Source organism: Bacillus mexicanus (assembly GCF_050445615.1).
GTDB classification, from domain to species: Bacteria; Bacillota; Bacilli; order Bacillales; family Bacillaceae; genus Bacillus; species Bacillus mexicanus.
This window is the reverse complement of record NZ_JBCEYV010000001.1, coordinates 1,269,301-1,294,175: the sequence shown is the minus strand read 5'-3', so window position 1 is coordinate 1,294,175 and position 24,875 is coordinate 1,269,301. Positions and strand designations below refer to the sequence as shown.

Annotated in this window: 21 protein-coding genes; 17 read left to right on the top strand and 4 right to left on the bottom strand. The window is 41.4% G+C overall.

Annotation, left to right across the window (positions count from 1 at the left end):
• Positions 1-130 precede the first annotated feature (130 nt).
• The 5 genes from AAGG74_RS06815 (at position 131) to AAGG74_RS06795 (ending at position 5,399) form a co-directional block, all read left to right on the top strand.
• Positions 131-325, top strand: coding sequence for a hypothetical protein (locus AAGG74_RS06815; protein ID WP_162101374.1), 195 nt, complete (start codon positions 131-133; stop codon positions 323-325).
• A gap of 298 nt (positions 326-623) precedes the next feature.
• Positions 624-1,247 (top strand): cell wall hydrolase, encoded by a 624-nt coding sequence (locus AAGG74_RS06810; protein WP_162101375.1) that lies wholly within the window; start codon positions 624-626, stop codon positions 1,245-1,247.
• Between the two features lie 118 nt (positions 1,248-1,365).
• On the top strand, positions 1,366-2,703 hold the full coding sequence (gene ykvU / locus AAGG74_RS06805) for a sporulation protein YkvU (protein ID WP_429674881.1): 1,338 nt from the start codon (positions 1,366-1,368) through the stop codon (positions 2,701-2,703).
• A 51-nt stretch (positions 2,704-2,754) separates the two neighbouring features.
• Complete coding sequence (stoA, locus tag AAGG74_RS06800) at positions 2,755-3,252, top strand: endospore biogenesis thiol-disulfide oxidoreductase StoA (RefSeq protein ID WP_429675243.1); 498 nt, start codon at positions 2,755-2,757, stop codon at positions 3,250-3,252.
• Between the two features lie 233 nt (positions 3,253-3,485).
• Positions 3,486-5,399 carry a heavy metal translocating P-type ATPase gene (locus tag AAGG74_RS06795; protein ID WP_429674880.1) on the top strand — a complete coding sequence of 638 codons (1,914 nt, stop codon included), beginning with the start codon at positions 3,486-3,488 and terminating at the stop codon, positions 5,397-5,399.
• Positions 5,400-5,436: 37 nt separating this feature from the next.
• Here AAGG74_RS06795 and AAGG74_RS06790 read toward each other — a convergent pair whose 3' ends face one another.
• Positions 5,437-5,640 carry a hypothetical protein gene (locus AAGG74_RS06790; protein WP_429674879.1) on the bottom strand — a complete coding sequence of 68 codons (204 nt, stop codon included), beginning with the start codon at positions 5,638-5,640 and terminating at the stop codon, positions 5,437-5,439.
• A gap of 164 nt (positions 5,641-5,804) precedes the next feature.
• Between AAGG74_RS06790 and papB the strand changes: the two genes are divergently transcribed.
• Complete coding sequence (papB, locus tag AAGG74_RS06785) at positions 5,805-6,899, top strand: di/tri-peptidase (protein ID WP_429674878.1); 1,095 nt, start codon at positions 5,805-5,807, stop codon at positions 6,897-6,899.
• A 50-nt stretch (positions 6,900-6,949) separates the two neighbouring features.
• On the opposite strand, the gene AAGG74_RS06780 is transcribed toward papB, so the two are convergent.
• Positions 6,950-7,075, bottom strand: a complete 126-nt coding sequence (locus AAGG74_RS06780; RefSeq protein ID WP_258894737.1) for a hypothetical protein — start codon at positions 7,073-7,075, stop codon at positions 6,950-6,952.
• A gap of 106 nt (positions 7,076-7,181) precedes the next feature.
• Here AAGG74_RS06780 and AAGG74_RS06775 point away from each other — a divergent pair, with 106 nt between their 5' ends.
• From AAGG74_RS06775 to AAGG74_RS06735, 9 genes are all read left to right on the top strand, one after another.
• A complete protein-coding gene (locus AAGG74_RS06775; RefSeq protein WP_429674877.1) occupies positions 7,182-8,147 on the top strand; it encodes a LacI family DNA-binding transcriptional regulator in 966 nt (321 codons plus the stop codon).
• Positions 8,148-8,209: 62 nt separating this feature from the next.
• On the top strand, positions 8,210-9,076 hold the full coding sequence (glcT, locus tag AAGG74_RS06770; RefSeq protein ID WP_162101381.1) for a glucose PTS transporter transcription antiterminator GlcT: 867 nt from the start codon (positions 8,210-8,212) through the stop codon (positions 9,074-9,076).
• Between the two features lie 227 nt (positions 9,077-9,303).
• Positions 9,304-11,403: a PTS glucose transporter subunit IIABC gene (gene ptsG / locus AAGG74_RS06765; protein ID WP_429674876.1), complete on the top strand. Its 2,100-nt coding sequence runs from the start codon at positions 9,304-9,306 to the stop codon at positions 11,401-11,403.
• Positions 11,404-11,500: 97 nt separating this feature from the next.
• On the top strand, positions 11,501-11,767 hold the full coding sequence (locus tag AAGG74_RS06760) for a phosphocarrier protein HPr (protein WP_010334034.1): 267 nt from the start codon (positions 11,501-11,503) through the stop codon (positions 11,765-11,767).
• Positions 11,767-13,479, top strand: a complete 1,713-nt coding sequence (gene ptsP / locus AAGG74_RS06755; RefSeq protein ID WP_162101383.1) for a phosphoenolpyruvate--protein phosphotransferase — start codon at positions 11,767-11,769, stop codon at positions 13,477-13,479. Before AAGG74_RS06760 ends, ptsP begins: the two co-directional genes overlap by 1 nt.
• A 91-nt stretch (positions 13,480-13,570) precedes the next feature.
• Entirely contained in the window at positions 13,571-13,810 is a 240-nt protein-coding gene (gene splA / locus AAGG74_RS06750; protein ID WP_162101384.1) for a splAB operon transcriptional regulator SplA, read from the top strand.
• A gap of 77 nt (positions 13,811-13,887) precedes the next feature.
• The gene (gene splB, locus AAGG74_RS06745; RefSeq protein ID WP_162101385.1) at positions 13,888-14,916 is read left to right on the top strand and encodes a spore photoproduct lyase; all 1,029 of its coding nucleotides are present in this window, start codon (positions 13,888-13,890) and stop codon (positions 14,914-14,916) included.
• 373 nt (positions 14,917-15,289) lie between these two features.
• Positions 15,290-17,257, top strand: a complete 1,968-nt coding sequence (locus tag AAGG74_RS06740; protein ID WP_429674875.1) for a methyl-accepting chemotaxis protein — start codon at positions 15,290-15,292, stop codon at positions 17,255-17,257.
• A gap of 147 nt (positions 17,258-17,404) precedes the next feature.
• Positions 17,405-18,271 carry an NAD(P)-dependent oxidoreductase gene (locus tag AAGG74_RS06735; protein WP_429674874.1) on the top strand — a complete coding sequence of 289 codons (867 nt, stop codon included), beginning with the start codon at positions 17,405-17,407 and terminating at the stop codon, positions 18,269-18,271.
• A gap of 39 nt (positions 18,272-18,310) precedes the next feature.
• Here AAGG74_RS06735 and AAGG74_RS06730 read toward each other — a convergent pair whose 3' ends face one another.
• The gene (locus AAGG74_RS06730; protein WP_429674873.1) at positions 18,311-19,081 is read right to left on the bottom strand and encodes a CAP domain-containing protein; all 771 of its coding nucleotides are present in this window, start codon (positions 19,079-19,081) and stop codon (positions 18,311-18,313) included.
• 337 nt (positions 19,082-19,418) lie between these two features.
• On the opposite strand from AAGG74_RS06730, the gene AAGG74_RS06725 reads away from it, so the two are divergent.
• Together AAGG74_RS06725 and kinA are read left to right on the top strand one after the other, a co-directional pair.
• Positions 19,419-21,533, top strand: coding sequence for a peptidoglycan D,D-transpeptidase FtsI family protein (locus tag AAGG74_RS06725; protein WP_225494096.1), 2,115 nt, complete (start codon positions 19,419-19,421; stop codon positions 21,531-21,533).
• 164 nt (positions 21,534-21,697) lie between these two features.
• The gene (gene kinA, locus AAGG74_RS06720; protein WP_429674872.1) at positions 21,698-23,518 is read left to right on the top strand and encodes a sporulation histidine kinase KinA; all 1,821 of its coding nucleotides are present in this window, start codon (positions 21,698-21,700) and stop codon (positions 23,516-23,518) included.
• A 9-nt stretch (positions 23,519-23,527) separates the two neighbouring features.
• On the opposite strand, the gene AAGG74_RS06715 is transcribed toward kinA, so the two are convergent.
• Positions 23,528-24,709 carry an aminotransferase A gene (locus AAGG74_RS06715; RefSeq protein ID WP_162101391.1) on the bottom strand — a complete coding sequence of 394 codons (1,182 nt, stop codon included), beginning with the start codon at positions 24,707-24,709 and terminating at the stop codon, positions 23,528-23,530.
• Between the last annotated feature and the right edge of the window lie 166 nt (positions 24,710-24,875).

Sequence of the window (24,875 nt, the reverse complement as noted above, 5' to 3'; positions counted from 1 at the left end):
GAAAGTATTTTGCAGTATTTTCATTGAGAAGTAAAGCGATAAGGAGTTTTATCTCCCTAATGAATTGTCCTGGCGCTGTAAAGATGATATATTGATTTTCGTTAAAAGAAAGAAGAGGGGGGAATTTTCGTTGCGTCCCGAAGAGATAACCGAAATGATTGAGCAGCTGCGCATCGGCGCAATAAATGAACTGAGAGTCCAAAAAGAGCATTTCCTCGATTTTAGAGCCGTCTTATCTAAACAAGACGATTTTAAACATTTCCGAGGGATTGCCCAGCAAGGCGGAGATGTCATCTTTCAATACTTAGAACAGCCAAGAAGCTGAAGGTTTCTCCTCTGTGAGAAGCCTTTTTATCATATATGACAGAATACAGGCTGTTTATTACGTTCTTCCGTAATAAGTGTAAATAAAATGTAAAATATTAAAACTGGATAAACATGTTACGAATTAACAAGATTTATAGAATATCAGCCTATTTTTCTTCCATTAACCAAGTCTGTATTCCGTTATATTCCATCCAGGTGTCTCCTTGGGAGAGTTGGAAAATCTTTTCCCGTGAAATTGATTTGTTCTCTTGTTAAGGTAATGAAGTGTTTTTTGAGCACTTTAAGGAGGAAACTGTATGACAACAAAATTCACGGCCCTGGCTGTTTTTCTTCTTTGTTTCATGCCTGCTTCGAAAATTGAACATACACAAGCTTCACTGCTGAGCACGAAGAAAACAAAACATGAAGAAGTAAAGCTGCTTACACCTATAAATCAAGATACAGACACATCTTTCTCTTCACTGTCTGCTGATAAAGAGAAGAAAAACATAAAGCCGATCAGGCTATCAGCGAACACTGAAAAAAAAGACGAAAAATCGCAAACGGATGATCAGGAAGAAACATATTCGCAGTCCGAAAAAGAATTGCTTTCTCGTCTCGTGCACGCAGAGGCTAAGGGAGAATCCTATAAAGGCAAGGTCGCTGTTGCTAGCGTTGTACTGAATAGAACGGAGAAAAAAGGTTTTCCTGATACTGTAAGAGGGGTTATTTATCAAAAAAACGCCTTTGAACCGGTCGCAAACGGAAGCATCAATCAAAAGCCTGATAAAGAATCAATTGATGCTGCCAAAGAAGTGCTGTCTTCAAAAAAAAGAGAAACTGATGCTATATTCTTTTATAATCCGAAAACAGCGTCAGATCATTGGATTCGTTCGCGAAAAACTGTAGAAAAAATCGGCAGACACGTTTTTGCTATATAAGCACAGAAGAGACAATTTGTCTCAGCTGTGCTTTTTTTATATATGACGAGTAAAAATAAAATAATTTTTAAACTTGTCTCATATGATGTTGGTAGTACAAGAGACAAGGAGAGACATCATGAATCGATTTATAAAAGGGATCATTCTTTTATCCATTGCCGCCTTTTTTGCTGAATGCCTTGAATTTGTCGTGAATATGATTTTAGCGCGAGAGCTTGGCGAGCATGGGATGGGGCTTTATATGAGTATTTTGCCTACGATCTTTTTAATCATTGTCATTGCCAGCCTGGAACTGCCCATCTCAATTTCTAAATTCATTGCCGAATCAAATCCTAAGCTCCATGAAAGCATGCTGAGGCACGCATTCAAAATGACAGCCGTTTTTACAGCGTTTTCTACTGTTGCTGCCAGTATTGCGCTCCCGTTTATTCCTGTATTTGATACTTACAACCCTTTTATTAAAGGGATTGTGACCGGCTTAATCCCTGTTGTCGCCTTTACTTCAATCGCCAGGGGATACTTTATGGGTGTGCAACAAATGGGGAAGATTGCAGTCGCCAATGTCCTGAAAAAAATAATCCAGCTTTTGTGTTTGTTTCTCTTTTTTCAATGGTACTCATTTGAGTTGGACATGGCCGTGCTGATATCCTTGTTTGTCCTCGTTGTGAGTGATGTAGTCGTGCTTGTTTATTTATATTCACAATTTATTATGGCAAGGCGGGCGATATCCGGCCAGCAGCACATTCATTTGCGCGGAAAGGATGTAAGAAAAAGACTGCTTGCCGTTTCCATTCCTACAACAGGATTGCGCATTTTTCATGCGGTTGTTAACGCCATTGAACCGTTTTTAGTAAAAGGGGCGCTTTTGGCTGCGGGTGTTGCCGGGACAGCGGCGATTGATCAATACGGAATGCTGGCGGGAGTGGCTGTGACGATAGGATCGTTTCCTGCTTTTATTGCCCATTCGTTAATGATCGTTATGATACCGAGTATTTCGGAAGCTTATGCACTTTCACAGTATGATGTTGTATTAAAAAGACTGAAACAGTCGATTTTCATTACGTTTGGTTATGGCATACCGGCTGTCTGGATCATGTTTCAGTTTGCGGAACCTCTCACACATTTGTTTTTTCACTCGCCTGAAGCAAAATATTACTTACAGCTGTTATGGCCTTACTTTCTCTTTCATCTTTTTGTCATGCCGCTGCAGGCGTGCTTAATCGGGATGGGGTTTGTAAAAGAAGCTTTTTATCACAATGTGTGGAGCCACATCGTTGCGTTAAGTATGATGTATGTGCTGGGCTCAATGGAGAATTTGCAAATGCTTGGAATTATCCTTGGGATGAACACCGGCATGATTTTGCTGACGAGCCTCCACTATGCCACGATCTGCAAAGCGCTGCAGGTATCTGTCTTTCTTATGGGAGGAAGCAGGACGCCGCGAATTGAAGGATGATACAGAAAAAGCAGGGGCAGGCTAATGGAAAAGCATGAAAGGAAGATTTCCATGTTGACGAAGCGCTTGCTTATTGTATGTCTTATATCTTGGGGAATGATTGCGTCGTTTCCTGATGTGGCAGCCGCTGAAGACAAACAGCCTGCAGCTCCCGCTGTTTTCCTGATGAAAACGATAGAAGGAGAGGATATCCGGGTCCCGACTAAAGGGCAAAAAACCATCCTGCATTTTTGGACATCATGGTGTCCGCCATGTAAAAAAGAGCTTCCCCAGTTTCAATCATTTTACAATGCACATCAGTCCGGCAGCGTAAAGCTGGTAACGGTAAATTTAGTGAACTCAGAACAGAATCAGAAAGCGGTTGAAGATTATATTAAAGCAAACAAGCTCACATTTCCGATCGTTCTTGACTCAAAAGGGGAATTGATGAAGGAGTATCACATCATTACGATCCCTACATCATTTTTGCTAAATGAAAAGGGAGAAATCGAAAAAACAAAAATTGGACCGATGACAGCGGAACAACTGAAAGAATGGATGGAAGAATAGCTGGGAGCGTAGACTCTCAGCTTTTTTAATATGATGAAAAAATCGCAAGGTATTAATGATAATTATTATCAAAAAGAAATTAAAATAATTATAATTGAAATTCTCATTGCTCATGCTATAATAAAGAAGACATCAAGAAATAACGGACATAAAGCTGCCTTAAGGGCGGCAATTTTATTTTTATAAGAGAAATGAAGATGATATACATTCTCAATTAGAGGGGAGAATTTGATATGAATGAACAAGTTACCATTCAACACGAGCCAGATGAACCATTAAAGACAGAGCGGAAAGAGAAAAACTGGCTGCAGCATGCTGAGCTTATCGCGGCACTCGTGTCAGGCGCTCTCATTTTAGCTGGCTGGCTTTTATCCGGACATCAAGTATTATCGGTAACGCTTTACTTGCTGGCTTTTGTGATCGGGGGATTTGCGAAAGCAAAGGAAGGAATCGAAGATACGCTCCAATCCAAAACGCTTAATGTAGAACTTTTAATGATTTTCGCTGCCATTGGTTCTGCACTGATCGGATACTGGGCAGAGGGTGCTATTTTAATATTTATTTTTTCCTTAAGCGGCGCTTTAGAAACTTACACGATGAATAAAAGCAGCAAAGATTTAACATCATTAATGCAGCTTGAGCCTGAAGAAGCTACACTGATGGTCAATGGAGAGGCCAAAAGAATTCCGGTTTCGGACTTGCGGGCCGGTGATATGATTGTGATCAAACCTGGAGAACGAGTAGCGGCAGACGGTGTCATCGAATCGGGCTCAACAAGCATTGACGAGTCAGCATTAACAGGTGAATCAATGCCTGTAGAAAAAAACACCGGGGATGACGTATTTACGGGAACTGTGAATCGCAACAGCTCCTTGACCGTCCGTGTCACCAAAGCAAATGAAGATTCGCTATTCAGAAAAATTATCAAACTTGTTGAATCTGCGCAAAGCAGTGTTTCACCGGCACAGGCTTTCATCGAACGTTTTGAAAATGTTTATGTGAAAGGTGTGCTGATCGCAGTAGGGCTTTTGTTATTTGTGCCGCACTTTGCGCTGGGCTGGAGCTGGAGTGAAACTTTCTACCGCGCAATGGTGTTTATGGTTGTCGCTTCACCTTGCGCGCTTGTCGCCTCTATTATGCCGGCTGCGCTGTCCTTGATTTCAAATGGCGCCCGCAACGGCATGCTTGTGAAAGGGAGCGTCTTTCTTGAACAGCTGGGCTCTGTTCAAATGATCGCCTTTGATAAAACGGGTACAGTCACTAAAGGCCAGCCTGCCGTTGAGGCGATCAAAATTGCAGAAGGATTCAGTGAAAAAGAAGTGCTTGAAGCTGTCTATGCCATCGAAACGCAATCAAGCCATCCGCTTGCTCAAGCAATCACAACATACGCTGAAGGTCGTGGTGTGAATCAATCGGGCTATCTATCTATAGAAGAAACATCAGGATTTGGCGTAATGGCAGAAGTGTCAGGTGCGAAATGGAAGATCGGCAAAGCGGGATTTATCGGTGAGCAAATGGCGGCGCAATTTATAAAAGAAACGTCAGCAGATGTCATTCAAAATGGCCACACGGTTGTATTTGTGAAAAAAGATGACCAAATAGCCGGTTGTATCGCTCTGAAAGATCAAATCAGACCTGAAGCAAAAGAGGTCATGGAAGATTTAAACCGGCTTGGGATTAAAACGGCCATGCTGACAGGAGATCATGAGGACACGGCTCAAGCGATAGCGAAGGAAGCCGGAATGACAACTGTAGCGGCAGAATGCCTGCCTGATCAAAAAGTGAATGAAATCAAACGGTTAAAAGAAGAATTCGGAAAGATTGCAATGGTCGGTGACGGAATCAATGATGCGCCTGCACTCAAAGCGGCGGATGTCGGCATTGCAATGGGCGGAGGGACAGATGTCGCTCTTGAGACAGCTGATATGGTCCTCATGCAAAACGATTTGAAAAAGCTCGTCAACATGTGCCGTTTGTCACGCAAAATGAACAAGATTATCAAACAAAATATCGTGTTTTCTTTAGCGGTGATCTGTCTGCTGATTTGTGCAAACTTTTTGCAGGTAATGGAATTGCCCTTTGGCGTGATTGGTCATGAAGGCAGTACGATTTTGGTTATCTTAAACGGATTAAGACTTCTTAAATAAAACCGGCAGTCCAATAGGGCTGCTGGTTTTTTATGTATCAAACTTTTCCTTCTTTTTTGTCATGTTCCGATCTTTTCATAATAAGGATGAGAGCGAGGATACAGCAAAGGAAGCCCGCTCCACAGCCTATGATAGAACTGTAATAATAAAAACCGACCATCTTCATACCGATAAAAGGAGCGGAAATTCCCAAAACCGTTAAGAGCATCACTGCTTTTCGTCTGAAAAAATTCATCAGCAAAACGGAACAACTCCCTGCGATTGAATTCTACTGCCAGTATACAGGAAGCGGGGCAGGAAACAAAATACAATCGAAAATGGAGACGCCGTGAAAGGCAAATACCTGTAAAACCTGTTACAATAAAGACAGAACATTGCATTGCAAATGGCAGGGAGGAACAAAAAGTGAATAGAATACAACGCGTCTCTTCATGGCTGAAGGAAGCGGGGCATACTGCCGCATTTATTCATACGAAAGAAAATGTTTTTTACTTAACCGGTTTTTACACAGAGCCGCATGAAAGATTGATGGGTTTATTTATTTTTCAAGAAGAGGAGCCTTTCTTTGTTTGTCCTGGAATGGAAGCCAACCAAGCCCGCAACGCAGGCTGGAATCATGAAATCATTGGTTATGCGGATCATGAAAATCCGTGGGAGCTGATCGAGAAAGCCTTGAAAAAGCGAAACATCAGTATACATACACTTGCGGTAGAAAAGGATTCAATCTCGCTATCGCGCGCAGAACAGCTGAAGCATTCAGCCGGCGGGGCTCAATTTGTATCAGCTGAAGAAACACTTAATCAATTTCGTTTGATTAAAGATGATAAGGAGATTCGTTCGCTGAAAGAGGCGGCAAAACTTGCTGACTACGGTGTTGAAGTCGGCACAGCCGCTTTGCGGGAAGGCATCAGTGAAGTGGAAGTACTCGCTCAAATCGAATATGAATTGAAGAAAAAAGGTATTCAGGGCATGTCGTTCTCCACAATGGTTCTGTTTGGAGAAAAATCAGGCCAGCCTCACGGAAATCCGGGGACAGCTACATTGAAGAAAGGGGATCTTGTTTTATTTGATCTCGGTGTTATTCTTGATGGATACTGCTCTGATATTACAAGAACGTTTGCATACAAGAGCATTAATCCGAAGCAACAGGAGATTTATGAGACTGTGCTTCAAGCTGAAAAAGCAGCGGTTGAGGCAAGCAAACCCGGTGTCAGAATCGGTGATCTAGATTTAACGGCCCGCGGAATCATTGAAAAAGCTGGATATGGAGATTATTTTCCTCACCGGCTGGGACACGGACTCGGAATTTCTGTCCATGAGTACCCATCAATGAGCCAGGCTAACGATACGCTTCTGCAGGAAGGCATGGTCTACACGATCGAACCGGGGATTTATGTGCCTGAAATCGGCGGTGTTCGCATTGAGGATGACATTCATGTAACAAAGGACGGAGCGGTTGCTCTGACTCGATATCCAAAGGAATTAACGATACTGCCGTAGCAGGAAGTAAAAAAGGACTTTGTTCTCGACATCGTCCTTTTTTATCTGCATTAAATAAAGAAATCATCAAATGTACGGAATGGTTTCACCTCATGTTTTTGGTTGAGAGGTTTTACAGCAAGACAGCTGCTGCCGACAACAGTCAGACATAATCCAATTAAAATGAAGAAACCCATGTGTGATCTTCTCCTTTCAGCTAATAACAAACATATGTCTGGTATGTTCATATCATATTGTATGAAACGCATTCCAGAGCAAGGGGATTTAGAAAGAAGGGAATCTATGGCTAATATCAAAGACATTGCAGAAAAAGCCGGTGTCTCCGTTACAACGGTTTCCCGCGTTATAAACCATCATCCTTACGTCAGCGAAGACAAAAGAAATAGAGTGCTTGAGGCGATGGAAGCATTGGAGTATACAAGAAATATTCACGCTATGCATTTGTCGAAAGGATATTCAAACATGATTGGTGTTGTTTTGCCGACGATTAATTTGCCTTATTTTGCAGAGCTGATCGCAGGTATAGCTGACTCAGCGGCAGAATCCGGAATTCACCTCTCTTTATTCCAAACAAACTATGATGTTCAGAAAGAAATGGTTGCGCTGTCCCAATTAAAACAGCGTCAGGTGGACGGGTTGATTTTTTGTTCAAAGGCGATTGGTGATAAAAAACTCATGGAATGGAAAGGCCCAATAGTGCTTTGCCAGAATTCAGATATCGGCCGTTTTCCAACCATCAGTATTCCTCACCAAGAAGCATTCCGGAACGGCTTGGACTATTTAATTGCCAAAGGGCACAAAAAAATAGCCATCTGTTTGGCAAGAAAAAAGGGCATGAACAGCTATTTTCGAATCAAAGCCTATAAAGATGCATTGGAAGAGATTGGAGAGGTATTTCGGGAAGACTGGATAATTGAGAAAGCGATCACCATTAATGATGGAAAGGCACTTTTCCATAAGTGGAACAAGTGGAGAGAAAAGCCGACAGCTATTTTTGTTGCCAATGATCAAGTTTCAGCAGGGCTTTTGCTTGAAGCGGAAAAACAGTGGGTATCGGTACCTGGTGAACTTGCCATCTTAAGCATTGATAACCATGAAATCAGCCAATTGCTTAGTATCACAACGATCGATATTCAAACGAAAAAAATGGGCAAGCAGGCGTTTGCTATGCTGGAAAATAGAATTCAGGGACACCCGATTGAAAGGAAAGTTCTCGATTACCGTCTCATCGAAAGATCGACTGTTTAGTGAAAGCGTTGAAAAAAGGTTTGACGTGCATTCTGTTCGTTATGTACGATATGAGGTATTGAATGACAAAGGAGCTGAGGATCATGAATGGGTCCTTCACAGTGAAAAAGGTACTGAATAATAACGTCTTAATTGCTTCTCATCATAAATACAGCGAAGTCGTTTTAATCGGGAAAGGTATTGGTTTCGGAAAAAAACAAGATGATCTCATAGAAGATAAAGGCTACGAAAAAATGTTCATTTTAAAGGACGAGAAGGAACAAAAACAGTTTAAAAAGCTCCTTGACTATATTGATGAAAAACTCGTTGCTATTGCAAACGATGTCATCTATCACATCAGTAAGAGGACAAACCACTCATTAAATGAACATATTCATATTGCGCTGACAGACCATATCGCATTTGCCATCAAAAGGCAGCAGCAGGGCTTTGATATGAAAAATCCATTCCTCATGGAAACTCAGTCACTATATCCTGAAGAGTACAAAATTGCCGAAGAAGTCATAGATATGGTCAATGAAAAAGCGGGAATCTGCCTTCCAGAAGGGGAAATCGGTTTTATTGCCCTGCATATCCATTCAGCTCTGACAAATCGTCCGCTGGCCGAAGTCAATCAGCATTCGCACTTGATGGCGCAGCTTGTTGAGGTGATTGAAGACTCGTTTCAAATGAAAGTAAATAAGGAAAGTGTCAACTATTTGCGGCTGATCCGGCATATCAGGTTTATAATAGAAAGAATCAAACAAGAAGAACCAACTAAAGAACCAGAAAAATTAATGTTATTATTGAAAAATGAATATCCGCTATGCTACAATACAGCTTGGAAATTGATTAAAATCTTGCAGCAAACATTGAAGAAACCAGTTCATGAGGCGGAAGCGGTTTACTTGACGCTTCATCTGTACCGATTAACCAATAAAATTTCATAATTCAGTTTATCCTTATAACGTGTTACTGATCCGATCAGGCATGAGTGATTGAGGGAAAAAAACGGGAAGTTCATTCTCGTTCTTTTGTGCACCCCATTTTGCTCATGCCTTTTTGTTGTGTAAAGGGACAAATGTAAACGGTTAAACTGGAAAACTTGCGCCTGTGAATTCGTTGTCATGATTTTGAGCTGTAAGGTCAAACTAGTAAAAAGAGGAGGTCAATTCTTATGTTTAAAGCATTATTCGGCGTTCTTCAAAAAATAGGGCGTGCGCTTATGCTTCCAGTTGCGATCCTTCCGGCTGCGGGTATTTTGCTTGCGATTGGGAATGCGATGCAAAATAAGGACATGATACAAGTCCTGCATTTTTTGAGCAATGACAATGTTCAGCTCGTAGCAAGTGTTATGGAAAGCGCTGGGCAGATTGTTTTCGATAACCTTCCGCTTCTTTTCGCAGTAGGTGTAGCGATCGGGCTTGCCAACGGCGATGGAGTTGCAGGGATTGCAGCAATTATCGGTTATCTGGTAATGAATGTATCCATGAGTGCGGTTCTTCTTGCAAACGGAACCATTCCTTCCGATTCAATTGAAAGAGCCAAGTTCTTCACTGAAAACCATCCTGCATACGTAAACATGCTTGGTATACCTACCTTGGCGACAGGGGTATTCGGCGGCATCATTGTCGGTGTGTTAGCTGCATTATTGTTCAATAAATTTTACACAATTGAACTGCCGCAATATCTTGGTTTCTTTGCGGGCAAACGTTTTGTTCCCATAGTTACATCAATTTCCGCACTGATTCTGGGTCTTATTATGTTAGTGATCTGGCCTCCTATCCAGCATGGATTGAATGCCTTTTCAACAGGATTAGTGGAAGCGAATCCAACCCTTGCTGCATTTATCTTCGGGGTGATTGAACGTTCGCTTATTCCATTTGGTTTACATCACATTTTTTATTCGCCGTTCTGGTATGAATTCTTCAGCTATAAGAGTGCAGCAGGAGAAATTATCCGCGGAGATCAGCGTATTTTTATGGCACAGATTAAAGACGGCGTACAGTTGACAGCAGGTACGTTCATGACAGGTAAATATCCATTTATGATGTTCGGTCTGCCTGCTGCAGCGCTTGCGATTTATCATGAAGCAAAACCGCAAAACAAAAAACTCGTTGCAGGTATTATGGGGTCAGCGGCCTTGACATCCTTCTTAACAGGGATTACAGAGCCATTGGAATTCTCATTCTTATTCGTTGCTCCGATTCTGTTTGCGATTCACTGTGTGTTCGCCGGACTTTCATTCATGGTCATGCAGCTGTTGCATGTCAAGATTGGTATGACGTTCTCCGGCGGTTTAATTGACTACTTCTTATTCGGTATCTTACCGAACCGGACGGCATGGTGGCTCGTCATCCCTGTCGGCTTAGGAATTGCGGTCATTTATTACTTCGGATTCCGATTTGCGATCCGCAAATTTAATCTGAAAACACCGGGACGTGAGGATGCTGCGGCTGAAACAGCGGCATCTGGGAAAACTGGTAAAGCAGGAGACCTTCCTTATGAGATCCTTCAGGCAATGGGAGACCAGGAAAACATCAAACACCTTGATGCTTGTATCACTCGTCTTCGTGTGACTGTAAACGATCAGAAAAAGGTTGATAAAGACCGTCTGAAACAGCTCGGTGCGTCCGGGGTGCTGGAAGTCGGCAACAACATTCAAGCTATTTTCGGACCGCGTTCCGACGGTTTAAAAACACAGATGCAAGACATTATTGCGGGGCGCAAACCAAGACCGGAACCGACGGCATCTGCCCAAGATGAAGTAGGTCAACAGGTTGAGGAAGTCATTGCAGAGCCTCTGCAAAATGAAATCGGCGAGGAAGTTTTCGTTTCTCCGATTGCCGGGGAAGTTCACCCGATTACTGATGTTCCTGATCAAGTTTTCTCAGGAAAAATGATGGGTGACGGATTTGCGATTCATCCTTTTGAAGGTATTGTTGTATCACCGGTTCGAGGGAAAATTCTAAATGTGTTCCCGACAAAACATGCGATCGGCCTGCAATCGGACGGCGGAAGAGAAATTTTGATCCACTTTGGTATTGACACAGTCAGCCTAAAGGGCGAAGGATTTACGTCTTTCGTATCAGAAGGAGATCGCGTTGAGCCTGGACAAAAACTTCTTGAAGTTGATTTGGACGCAGTCAAACCGAATGTACCGTCTCTTATGACACCAATTGTATTTACAAACCTTGCTGAAGGAGAAACAGTCAGCCTTAAAGCAAGCGGCTCTGTCAATAGAGAGCAAGAAGACATTGTGAAGATTGAAAAGTAAGGGTGCTAGTACGCTGTGCTTGTCAGATGACAAGTACGGCTGTATGATATAATATTGTGAAGTAATATAGCTTTAAGTTAAAAGGAGAATGATAAAAATGGCACAAAAAACATTTAAAGTAACTGCAGATTCTGGAATCCACGCTCGTCCTGCGACAGTTCTTGTACAAACTGCAAGCAAATACGATGCTGACGTTAATTTGGAATATAACGGCAAAACAGTTAACCTTAAATCTATCATGGGTGTTATGTCTCTAGGTATCGCTAAAGGCGCTGAGATCACAATCTCTGCTGCTGGCGCTGACGAAAACGATGCTCTTAACGCTTTAGAAGAAACAATGAAAAGCGAAGGACTCGGCGAGTAATGCAAGAGTTAAAAGGGATTGGAGCTTCAGCCGGTATTGCGATTGCAAAAGCGTACCGGCTTGAAGAGCCAGATTTAACGGTTGAAAAGAAAAATATCTCAGATTCTGAAGCGGAAGTAAGCCGTTTTGATAAAGCGATTGCACGTTCAAAAGAAGAGCTCGAAAAAATTAAAGAGCATGCTCTAAAAGAACTGGGTCAAGATAAAGCTGATATTTTTTCTGCTCACCTTTTAGTCCTCAGTGACCCTGAGCTTCTAAACCCTGTGAAAGAAAAAATCAGCACTGATTCAGTGAATGCTGAGTTCGCTTTAAAAGAAACGTCTTCTATGTTTGTTACCATGTTTGAATCAATGGACAACGAATATATGAAAGAGCGTGCAGCAGATATCCGGGATGTAACAAAACGCGTAACAGGCCACCTGCTTGGCGTTGAAATTCCAAACCCAAGCATGATTTCAGAAGAGGTTGTTATTGTATCTGAAGACTTAACACCATCTGATACAGCCCAATTAAACCGTGAGTTTGTAAAAGGCTTCACAACTGATATCGGCGGACGCACATCTCACTCTGCCATCATGGCACGTTCTCTTGAGATTCCTGCTGTTGTTGGTACGAAAGCGGCTACAGGCACAATCCAAAACGGTGTGACTGTTATCGTTGACGGTATTAATGGCGACGTCATTATCGATCCATCTGCGGAAACTGTAAAAGCGTATGAAGAAAAACATAATGCTTATTTGGCTCAAAAAGCTGAATGGGCGAAGCTTGTCAATGAACCGACTGTATCAAAAGACGGGCACCATGTAGAGCTTGCAGCTAACATCGGTACTCCTGATGATGTGAAAGGCGTTCTTGAAAACGGCGGAGAAGCAGTTGGCCTTTACCGTACAGAATTCCTTTACATGGGAAGAGATCAGCTTCCTACAGAAGACGAGCAGTTTGATGCTTACAAAACGGTTCTTGAGCGTATGGAAGGAAAATCAGTTGTCGTGCGGACACTTGATATCGGCGGAGACAAAGAGCTTCCTTACCTGCAGCTTCCTAAAGAAATGAACCCGTTCTTGGGTTACAGAGCGATTCGTCTTTGTCTTGAAGAGCAAGAAATCTTCAGAACACAGCTTCGCGCGCTGCTTCGTGCAAGTACATACGGAAACTTGAAAATCATGTTCCCTATGATTGCGACAGTTAATGAATTCAAAGAAGCAAAAGCGATTCTTCTTGAAGAGAAAGAAAAGCTAGTAAAAGCGGGACAGACTGTATCTGATGAGATTGAAGTCGGTATGATGGTTGAAATTCCGTCAACTGCTGTCATCGCTGATCAGTTTGCCAAAGAAGTGGATTTCTTCAGTATCGGAACAAACGATTTGATCCAATACACAATGGCAGCTGACCGTATGAATGAACGTGTATCTTACTTGTATCAGCCATACAACCCAGCTATCCTTCGCTTAATTACACTTGTAATTGAAGCGGCACACAAAGAAGGCAAATGGGTTGGCATGTGCGGAGAAATGGCAGGAGACGAGATTGCGATTCCAATTCTTCTTGGCTTAGGCTTAGATGAGTTCTCAATGAGCGCAACTTCCATCCTTCCGGCAAGAACACAAATCAGCAAATTGTCTAAACAAGAAGCTGAGTCATTCAAAGAGAAAATCTTATCTATGAGCACGACAGAAGAAGTTGTCGCGTTCGTAAAAGAAACATTCAAGTAATATACAAAAACCAGACGGCCTCCGGCCCGTCTGGTTTTTTTCATAAGTAAGGGCGAAGAAGGGCACAATAACATGGCTAGGAGGGATAAATATGTCAAACCAATTTAACGCAGGAGATACGGTTTACGTGATCTACAGAAACCCGCACGCCGCAAATGTTGCCCACATAAAAGAAGCTGAAATTGTGCATCATCCACATCATGAAGGTGAGTTGTCATTGTTTATTTATGAAACCTATCATCCGTTTGCTGAGGACGATGCTGTATTTGCAAGTTATGAAGAAGCCACATCACTTTACAAAGAGCTATTTGACAGTGATCCGTATGAGTAACAAGGAAATCATTACAACTCATATCCTTTCCGTCTTATGAGAAAAGTAATGGTAGTAAAGGAAAAGGATGTGGCATGATGCATAACCCATTTGTTCCGCAGCTTGTGTATATTGAACCGAGAGCGCTGGAATATCCGCTTGGCCAAGAATTGCAAGAAAAATTCGAGAAAATGGGTATAGAAATTAGGGAAACGACATCCCATAACCAGGTCAGAAATATTCCTGGGAAAAACCATCTTCAACAATATCGCAACGCGAAGTCAACTTTAGTCATCGGTGTCCGGAAAACATTAAAATTTGATTCTTCAAAACCTTCGGCTGAATATGCCATTCCGTTTGCAACGGGCTGCATGGGGCATTGTCATTACTGTTACCTGCAAACCACTATGGGATCTAAACCGTATATCAGAACCTATGTAAATGTCGAAGAGATATTAGACCAAGCGGATCAGTATATGAAGGAACGCGCACCAGAGTTCACAAGATTCGAAGCCTCATGTACGTCAGATATTGTAGGAATCGATCATTTGACACACACGCTCAAACACGCCATTGAACATTTTGGACAAAGTGAGCTCGGCAAACTCCGATTTGTAACAAAATTCCATCATGTCGATCACCTATTAGACGCAAAGCATAATGGGAAAACGAGATTTCGATTCAGTATTAATGCTGACTATGTGATTAAAAACTTTGAGCCGGGAACCTCACCTCTTGATAAACGGATAGAAGCGGCAGTAAAAGTTGCAAAAGCAGGATACCCGCTAGGTTTTATTGTTGCTCCGATTTATATTCATGAAGGCTGGGAAGAAGGATACAAACATCTATTTGAAAAACTTGATAATGCTTTGCCGCAGGATGTTAGACAAGATATCACTTTTGAACTAATTCAGCACCGCTTCACAAAACCGGCCAAACGCGTGATAGAGAAAAATTATCCGAAGACGAAGCTCGAATTAGACGAAGAAAAACGACGTTATAAATGGGGCCGTTACGGAATCGGAAAATATATTTATCAAAAAGATGAAGAGCATGTCCTTCGGGAAACACTTGAATCGTATATTGATACTTATTTTCCTAACGCGAAACTCGAATATTTCACTTAAACGGGCTGTTGTGATGAACAGCTCGTTTTTTTATGAACTTGTCACCACTTTACCGTATTGGCCGGCGCTGATCTTGATAAAAAGGACATGTGCCCGATGCTTGTCAACAGTCAGCTCCTGCATTGTCTTCAATCAGCATTTTCCGATTCCAAGCTTTCAATAAGTGAATCATTCAGACTCTGATGGCCGCATCCTCAGTATTCTGCTGTTATCATATACATTTGTTTTAGGATGATCGTCACCCTCCTTGTGTGATTTATAATTGATCAGCTTGAATTTGAAAGTAAATATAATTCAAATTTCACACAATTTATTTTTTGATTATTCATTTTTAAAATAAAAGGGCCGATATAGACATTAGGAGGGGATGGGTTTGTTTAAAAAACTTCACATGAAAATTGCTGTATTTGTTTCGATTATGCTAATCGTCACAGTTGTTCTATTAATGCTGTCTTCTTACTTGACGCTAAAGCCGATGATTACAGAGGATGGAAAAAATACAACGTCAAATGTGACGCAGTCACTTGAACAAAATATTGAATTGCAATTAAAGAGTTATGCCATTTCGCTATCAAGATTTGCCACTGGGGAATTAACTCATACATTTGTTGCAAAACCAAGTAAAGAAGCTTCTCGGCTGTTTAACGATGATATGAAACAAATCAAAGATAACGATAATTATGTTGCGATGGCTTATGTAGGCACCGCAAAAAAAGAAATGTTTACATATCCGAAAGCCGATTTTACAGATGATTATGACCCAACAACAAGACCATGGTATAAGCTTGCAGCTGAAAAACCGGATCAAGTTGTTTGGACTGAACCCTATAAAGACGTCGTGACGGGAGACATGATTGTTACCGTATCAAAAGCGGTCCTTGATGGGCGAAAAGTGATCGGGGTTGCCAGCTATGACTTGAAACTCTCAGCTATCCAGAGCATGGTCAATAAACAAAAAGTGCCTTACAGTGGATTTGCCTTTTTAGCTGATGCAAGCGGCAATTTTTTAGCCCATCCGTCAAATCAAGGAAAAAATATATCAGAGGATCAAACACTGAAAACCATTGCATCTGAGAAAAAAGGGATACAGGATGAAAATGGGAAAATGGTTGTGTACCAAACGATTGGGGAAACGGGCTGGAAAGTCGGAACACAATTTGATACCGATAAGTTAATGTGGATTTCAGATAAAATGACCCGGGCGAATCTTTGGATATCAGTGGTTGCGCTTATCATCACAATGATTTTCAGCTACTTCCTGGCCAAAACGATAACCGGTCCGATTCAGCAGCTCATCGGAAAAACGAAGGCAGTTTCCGCAGGTGATTTAACAGTGCACGCGGATTCAAAATCCAAGGATGAAGTCGGTATGTTAACAAGAGACTTTAGTCAGATGGTTGAAAACATGAAAAAATTAGTTGAGCAAGTCAGGCTGTCTTCAGGGAAAGTATCTGACACCTCTGAGCAATTAACGGCTGTCTCTGCGGAAACAAATGAAACGAGCGGACAAATTGCAAAAGCGATTGAAGAAGTAGCCGCCGGAGCATCAGAACAGGCTTCTGAAGTTGAGACGATTAATGAAAAATCAGAAAGCCTGTCAATGAAAATCAGACAAATCGCTGAAGAGGCGGGCGGAATGAAAGAACGCTCAAAATTATCTGAGGATGCAAGCTATAAAGGTCTGGATGCGCTCGGCCAGCTGCTGATGAAGTCAAACGAAGCCAACATGGAAACAAAAAAGGTTGAAACGATGCTGCTTGATTTGGAAAATCAAACAAAAAATATTGAAGAAGTTGTTACAGCGATTTCGAATATTTCGGATCAGACCAACTTGCTTGCCTTAAATGCCAGCATTGAGGCAGCCAGAGCTGGTGAAAGCGGCCGCGGTTTTTCCGTCGTAGCCGATGAAGTGCGGAAGCTTGCTGAGCAATCAGCACAATCTTCAAAGCATATCAGCGAGACTGTGAAGCTTATCCAACTTGAGACAAAAGAGGCCTCTCACGCAATGGTTGAGGCAAGCAGAATGAATGATGAACAAAACAGTGCCATACATGAGACAGGAGAGGTATTAAACACGATAACCATGGAAATGCAATCACTGGTGCAGGGCATTGATCATATTTACGAGGAAATTCAAAGAATGAGTGACGAACAGTTCGCGATTTCTGAAGCCATTCAAAGCATTTCGGCCATATCACAGGAATCAGCTGCCGCAGCAGAAGAAGTAAACGCATCAACTGATGAACAGCTGATCACCCTTGATAAAGTCAAACACTCAACGGAAACCTTAAGACATGCAAGCCAAGAGCTTATGAACACAATTGCTAAATTTACATTGTAGTCCAATACTTCCCCAAAACAGAAATTGTTTTGGGGATTATTTTATTTTAGGAGTCTACAATATAAAGAAGAGATATGGTAGTCTAGAAAATGAATGGAAAATGATAAATTTTAACTAATCAAACCGAAACAGCTGGGAGGAATGACCTTGAAAAAAACAATTGGTTTTATAGGTCTTGGCGTAATGGGAAATAGCATGGCATCACATATTCTGAATGATGGTCATCCTGTATTAGTGTACACCCGGACAAAAGAAAAAGCAGACACTATACTGCAAAAAGGCGCGGTATGGAAAGAAACAGTTAAAGACCTATCCAAAGAAGCAGACGTTATCATTACAATGGTCGGCTATCCTAGTGATGTTGAGGATGTGTATTTCGGAAACGGCGGAATCATTGAAAACGCAAAAACAGGCGCATATCTCATTGATATGACGACATCTAAACCGTCGCTTGCGAAGAAGATTGCTGAAGCAGCTAAAGAAAAAGCATTGTTCGCTTTAGATGCTCCTGTTTCTGGCGGTGATATCGGTGCACAGAACGGAACACTCGCCATTATGGTCGGCGGAGAAAAAGAGGCATTTGAAGCCTGTATGCCGATATTCTCTTTAATGGGAGAAAATATTCAGTACCAAGGGCCGGCTGGAAGCGGCCAGCATACGAAGATGTGCAATCAGATTGCAATTGCAGCTGGTATGATCGGTGTTGCTGAAGCGATGGCATATGCTAAAAAATCAGGTCTGCAGCCGGAAAATGTTCTGAAAAGCATTACAACGGGCGCGGCTGGAAGCTGGTCATTGTCAAATCTGGCTCCCCGTATGCTGCAAGGAAACTTTGAACCAGGTTTTTATGTTAAGCATTTTATAAAAGATATGGGAATTGCGCTAGAGGAAGCGGAAGTAATGGGGGAAGAAATGCCAGGCTTGTCGCTTGCGAAATCTTTATATGACAAGCTTGCTGCACAAGGTGAAGAAAACAGCGGGACACAGAGTATATATAAGCTTTGGATGAAATAAAAAAGATTGCCTGTATGAAACAGGCAATCTTTTTTTTTATTATTTTCCGATGAATTGCTGTGTCCAGATGCTTCCAGACTCCACATAGCCTACACCGATGTGGGTAAAGTTAGGGTTTAGAATGTTTTTTCTGTGTCCTTCACTGTTCATCCAAGCTTTTACTACTTCTTCTGGTGTTTTTTGACCTTTAGCAATGTTTTCACCTGCTGTTTTGTAGGTGATTCCGAAAGACTTCATCATGTCAAACGGTGAGCCGTAAGTTGGACTTTGGTGATCAAAGTAGTTCTTGTCTTTCATATCCTGAGATTTTGCGTGTGCAGATTTGCTTAACGTTTCATCAATTTGAAGCGGTTTTAAGCCTTGTTTTTGTCTTTCTGCATTTGTAAGCTCAACAACTTTTTTCTCATATGCACTTACAGATGAAGGGGCAGATGCTGTTGTGTTTGCTTTTTCAGCAGCTTCAGGCGCTTTAGAAGCAGTATTTTTATCAGCAGCTTTTTCTGTCGTTTTTTGTGCCGGTTTTGCAGTTTCTGTCTTTTTAACATCCTGAATGTTCATGTTAGATTGTTTCGCATGTTTTTCAAGAAGCTGCTTGATCTCTTTTTCGTTTGCAGTGTTTAAAGTATTGATATTTGTATTAACATGCAGCTTTTTCACTACATCGTTAAGAGACATGTTTTTTACTGTGTTCCCCGTTTTCACCGTTACTACATGCTGGCAGGAGAGTTCTTTCGCTGATGCTTGCTGTACGCCCCCGAATGTGAATAATCCCACCGCAGCGGCAGCAGATAAAATAAATGCTTTTTTCATTAGTTCATAACCTCCTAGAGTTGTTTGTTTCTACAAAAAAATCATAACATAGCTTTTTTGTCATAAAGAATCCAGCACTTTCCTTTGACAACGAGAGATTGTCATTTTTGTAACCAATATGCGCTCAATTGCTGAGAATAAGGGAATCAGCGCATTTCTTAATATTATTGTAAAAGTAACATTTCTTCCTTTTATTTGAATTTATAGCTATATTTTAATGTGTTTTTATATTGACAGCTTTTTTTATCCCTTTTCGCTGTAATGAGTGTTACAAAGGTGTTACAATTAATCTCAGTATATGTAAATATATTGAATGATTTGAGAGGTGTAACCAGAAGTGACTGAAATAGGACGTGAACCGAAGAAAAAGCGCAAAGGAAGCCGGGCAATTAGAATGAACCTTTTTTTCCTTGCTGTCTTTGTTCTTTTCACTGCATTAATTTTTAAGCTTGGTGTTGTTCAAATTGTTGAAGGCGAACGGCATGAAGAGGATGCTAAGAAAGCAAATGCAAAAACAGCATACTATCCCGCACCGCGGGGAAAAATGTATGACAGAAACCAAAAGGTGGCTGTCGATAATCAAAGTGTGCCTGGACTTGTTTATGTGTCCACATCGAGCACAAAAACAGCGGATAAAATCAAAACAGCGAAGCGCCTTGCTGCTTTAATCGATATTGATACCGAATTTTTGAAGGAAAGGGATTTGCGTGATTACTGGCTCGCGTCTCACCCGAAAAAAGCTGTCGCTCTGCTTAAGGAATCTGAAAGCAATCTGAAAGGGGCAGAGGCTTACAAGCTTCAAATTGAGCGTGTGCCGGATCAAGAATTGAAGGCGATTCAGAAAGATGACGCAGAAATGAAAATCGCTGCGATATATACGAGGTTTTCAAGCGGAAATGCCTACGAACCCCAAATCGTAAAGGCGATGAATCCAAGCGAAAGCAACAGCAATGGAAAAAATGGAACCCTGCTTGATGAGAAAAAAAATTCCGCGCATCGGCCGAAGAATGACTTAACATATGATGAAATCTCAATTGTTTCTGAGCATTTAGAAGAGCTCCCGGGAATCGACATCGTAAACGATTGGACACGAAAATATCCTTACGACAAAACACTCTATTCCGTTTTCGGAGGTGTCACGACACCTGATCAGGGCCTGCTGAGCGACCGGAAAGATTTCTACTTAACAAGAGGCTATGCGAATAATGACAGAGTGGGAAAAAGTTATTTAGAATATCAATACGAGGACTACTTAAATTCGCATAAAGAAAAAGTGCAGTATGTAGAAGACAATAAAGGAAATGTCGTCAGCCAAAAAACCATTGATAAAGGAAGCAGGGGATACGATCTTCGGCTTTCATTCGATATGGAGCTTCAGGCAGAGGTAGAGAAGATCATTGAAGAAGAAGTGAGAAACAGCCGAGCACGCGGAAACTATATGCTGGACAGAGCCTTTGCCGTCATGATGGATCCGAATAACGGCGATATTTTGTCGATGGCAGGAAAAAAGATAGATTTAAAAACAAATAAAATTCAAGATTATGCGATTGGGGCGTTTACAACCCAGTATGAAATGGGTTCAGCAGTAAAGGGCGCCACCGTACTTGCCGGTTATCAAGATGGGATCCCGCATTATAAATATTTTCTCGATGCTCCAATGTATTTAGGAACAAATCTCATAAAAAAATCTTATACTAATATGGGAACGATTAATGAATTAACCGCTTTGCAAAGAAGTTCTAACGTATATATGTTTAATGTCGCCATGCATATTGCGGGTATCACATACAAGCCGCGTGGGTCTCTCCCAGCTGATCAGAAGGATTTACTGAAAATGAGAAACTACTACAGCCAGTTTGGCCTAGGCGTAAAAACCGGTATTGATCTGCCGCAGGAATCAGCCGGTATGCAAACTACGCCTGAAACGGTAGGGGGATTAATTTTAGACTTGGCAATCGGTCAATACGATACATACACACCGCTCCAAATGGCGCAGTACATTTCAGTAATTGCCAATGGAGGCTATCGGGTGCAGCCTAGAATCGTGACTAGTATTCATGAGCCAGGAAGTAAAGACCAGCTAGGCAAAGCCATTGAACATAGAAAACCTAAAGTGCTGAATAAGATTAACAATTCAGAGAGTGATTTGAAGCAAGTGCAAACAGGTATGAAATTAGTCACTTCTTCAGGAACAGCTAAAAATACATTTACAGAAGATGTATCAGGGAAAACGGGAACAGCAGAAACATTTTACTACGGCACGAATCGCAACTGGTGGGGGAAAAAAACATACAATCTGACTTTTGTAGGCTATTACCCGTCGAAAAAACCAAAAGTGGCCTTTAGTGTTGTTGTTCCATCAGTAGATGATGATGATAAGATCAATAAAATTATTGCCAAAAGAGCTATCCACGCTTACGCAGAGCTCGAAAAGAAACACAGTAAAAAATAAAAAAGCAGGGTGCACAACTGAAGGGTTGTGCACCCTTTCTTTTATTCAAAAATTGACGTTCACCATAAGAATAGAAGGAGAATACTTATTTTCTAGCGAATCATACTAGGTAAAAGTCAATCTATATAAGTCGAAACACGATGATCATGCAAAGGAGGGATTCTGTGGAACAGGATACGCAGTATGTTAAACCATTTCAAACAAAAACCGATATTCATGCAGTCTTGGCCTCTAATGGGCGAATCATTTATATATCTGCCAACTCCAAACTGCATTTAGGTTATCTTCAAGGAGAGATGATCGGATCATTCCTCAAAACGTTTCTGCATGAGGAAGACCAATTTTTAGTTGAAAGCTATTTTTATAATGAACATCATCTGATGCCGTGCACCTTTCGTTTGATTAAAAAAGACCATACAATTGTGTGGGTGGAGGCTGCGGTAGAAATTGTTACCACAAGAGCTGAGCGGACTGAACGGGAAATCATTTTAAAAATGAAGGTTCTTGAAGAGAAAACAGGCCATCAATCCCTAAACTGCGAAAAACATGAAATCGAGCCTGCAAGCTCGGAATCGACTACATATATAACGGATGATTATGAACGGTTAGTTGAAAATCTACCGAGTCCGCTATGCATCAGTGTCAAAGGCAAGGTTGTTTATGTAAACAGCGCGATGCTTTCAATGCTGGGAGCGAAAAGCAAGGATGCTATTATTGGCAAATGGTCCTATGAATTTATTGAGGAAGAATATCATGATATCGTGAAAAACAGAATAATACGCATGCAAAAAGGAATGGAAGTCGGAATGATTGAACAAACATGGAAAAGGCTTGATGGCACACCTGTTCATTTAGAAGTGAAAGCATCCCCGGCCGTCTACAAAAAACAGCAGGCTGAATTGCTGCTGCTAATCGATATTTCTTCAAGAAAAAAATTCCAAACTATACTGCAAAAAAGCCGTGAGCGCTATCAGCTGCTGATTCAAAATTCAATTGACACCATTGCGGTGATTCATAATGGTAAATGGGTATTTATGAATGAATCAGGAATTTCCCTGTTTGAAGCAGCTACTTATGAGGATTTAATCGGCAAAAACATATACGATCAGCTGCATCCTTGCGATCACGAAGATGTAAAAGAGAGAATTCACAACATCGCTGAGCAAAAAACAGAATCAGAAGTTGTCAAACAATCCTGGTTCACCTTCCAAAACCGAGTCATCTATACGGAGATGGTCTGCATTCCGACGACCTTTTTTGGTGAAGCGGCCGTTCAAGTTATTCTGCGGGATATTTCTGAAAGAAAGCAAACAGAAGAATTGATGCTGAAATCAGAAAAATTATCGATCGCAGGGCAGCTTGCCGCGGGAATTGCCCATGAGATACGCAACCCGCTGACAGCGATTAAAGGATTTTTACAGCTGATGAAACCGACAATGGAAGGAAACGATCATTACTTTGAAATTATATTTTCTGAACTCAGCCGCATCGAATTAATACTCAGTGAGCTGCTTATGCTTGCGAAACCTCAGCAAAATGCGGTGAAACAATCCTTGAATCTGAAAAAATTAATTGGTGAGGTCTCAGCCCTGTTGGAAACACAGGCAAATTTGAATGGCATTTTTATTAGAACCAGCTATGAAAAAGACAGCATTTATATAAATGGCGATCAAAACCAATTAAAGCAGGTATTTATTAACTTAATTAAAAATGCAGTTGAGTCAATGCCTGACGGAGGAACAGTAAATATTAACATCACTGAGGATGAGCATTCTGTTCATGTCACGATCAAAGATGAAGGGGAAGGCATACCTGAAAAGGTGCTGAAGCGGATTGGAGAACCATTTTTAACGACAAAAGAAAAAGGCACAGGGCTTGGACTGATGGTGACATTTAATATCATTGAAAATCATCAGGGAGTCATTCATGTAGACAGCCAGCCGAAAAAAGGCACAGCGTTTAAAATTTCATTTCCGAAAAAATAAAACAACGGCTTAAACGCCGTTGTTTATCGTCTGCATGGATTCACGTTTCTTTAATACAAATGACTCTAAACGGTCTAAGCCTTCTTTTAGTGTGTCCAGCGAGCATGCAAAAGACAGCCTCACATATCCTTCACCATACTTCGAGAACGAGCTGCCCGGCACGAGTGCCACACCAGCATCCTCCAAAAGAGCCATACTAAAATCAAATGAAGACATTCCAAATCCTTTAATAGAAGGGAAGATATAAAATGCTCCAGACGGTTTTACAACATCAAGCCCCATAGAAACAAGACGATCATACACATAATCCAGACGTTTTTTGTATTGTTCTCTCATAATCAAGGCGTCGTCAAAGCCGTTTGTCACAGCTTCAAGTGCAGCTTTTTGAGAAATGGATGATGCACACGACACGTTGTATTGATGAACTTTTAAAATGTGCTTTGCTATGTCTTTCGGTGCGAATAAAAATCCAATTCTCCAACCGGTCATGCTGTGTGATTTTGACAAGCCGTTAATGACAATCGTTTGATCTCGCAAATGGGTTGCGATCGAGTAATGCGGTCTGTCATATGTTAATTCACTATATATCTCATCAGACAATACGAAAATATTTCTGCCTTTTAAAAGGTCGGCAATGCTTTTTAACTCTTCTTCAGATAAAGTCACACCGGTGGGGTTTGATGGATAAGGAAGCACGACACACTTGGTATTAGGAGTCAGAGCATCTTCAATCAGCCGGGCAGTAAGCTTAAAGCCGTGTGACGTAGTATCTACAATGACAGGTTTCGCTCCGCATAAATTGATAATAGGTTCATAGCCTGGATAAACCGGGCCTGGCATAATGACTTCATCACCGGGAGATAAAATGGTCCGGAATGCAGCGTCAAGGGCTTGGCTTGCACCTGTTGTGATGATGATTTCAGATTCAGCATCATAGTTGAAATCCGCTTTTTTCTTCATATAAAGCTGTACAGCTTGTCTCAGCTCGAGGTAGCCGGCGTTCGGCGTATATGATGTCACATTGTCATCAATGGCTTTTTTTGCGGCAGCTTTCACGTGATGCGGCGTGAAAAAATCAGGCTGGCCGATCGTAAGTGAAATAACATCTTCGTGTTGAGCTACAAGATTTGAGAATTTGCGTATTCCTGAAATTTCAATCTCTCTTGCCTTCGGATTCAGCAAATGTTCCATAATTCATCACCTTAACAATTATAATGAGTTTATCCTATTTTACCACTAGCTGACCATTTGTCACATGTTTAGCCGATATATTTCGATTGTATGCGCCTTTTTCCCAAATATGCCTTTCAGTTCGGAAAAAAAGAAGACAACCAGCGATTTGATTGTCTTTATTGTA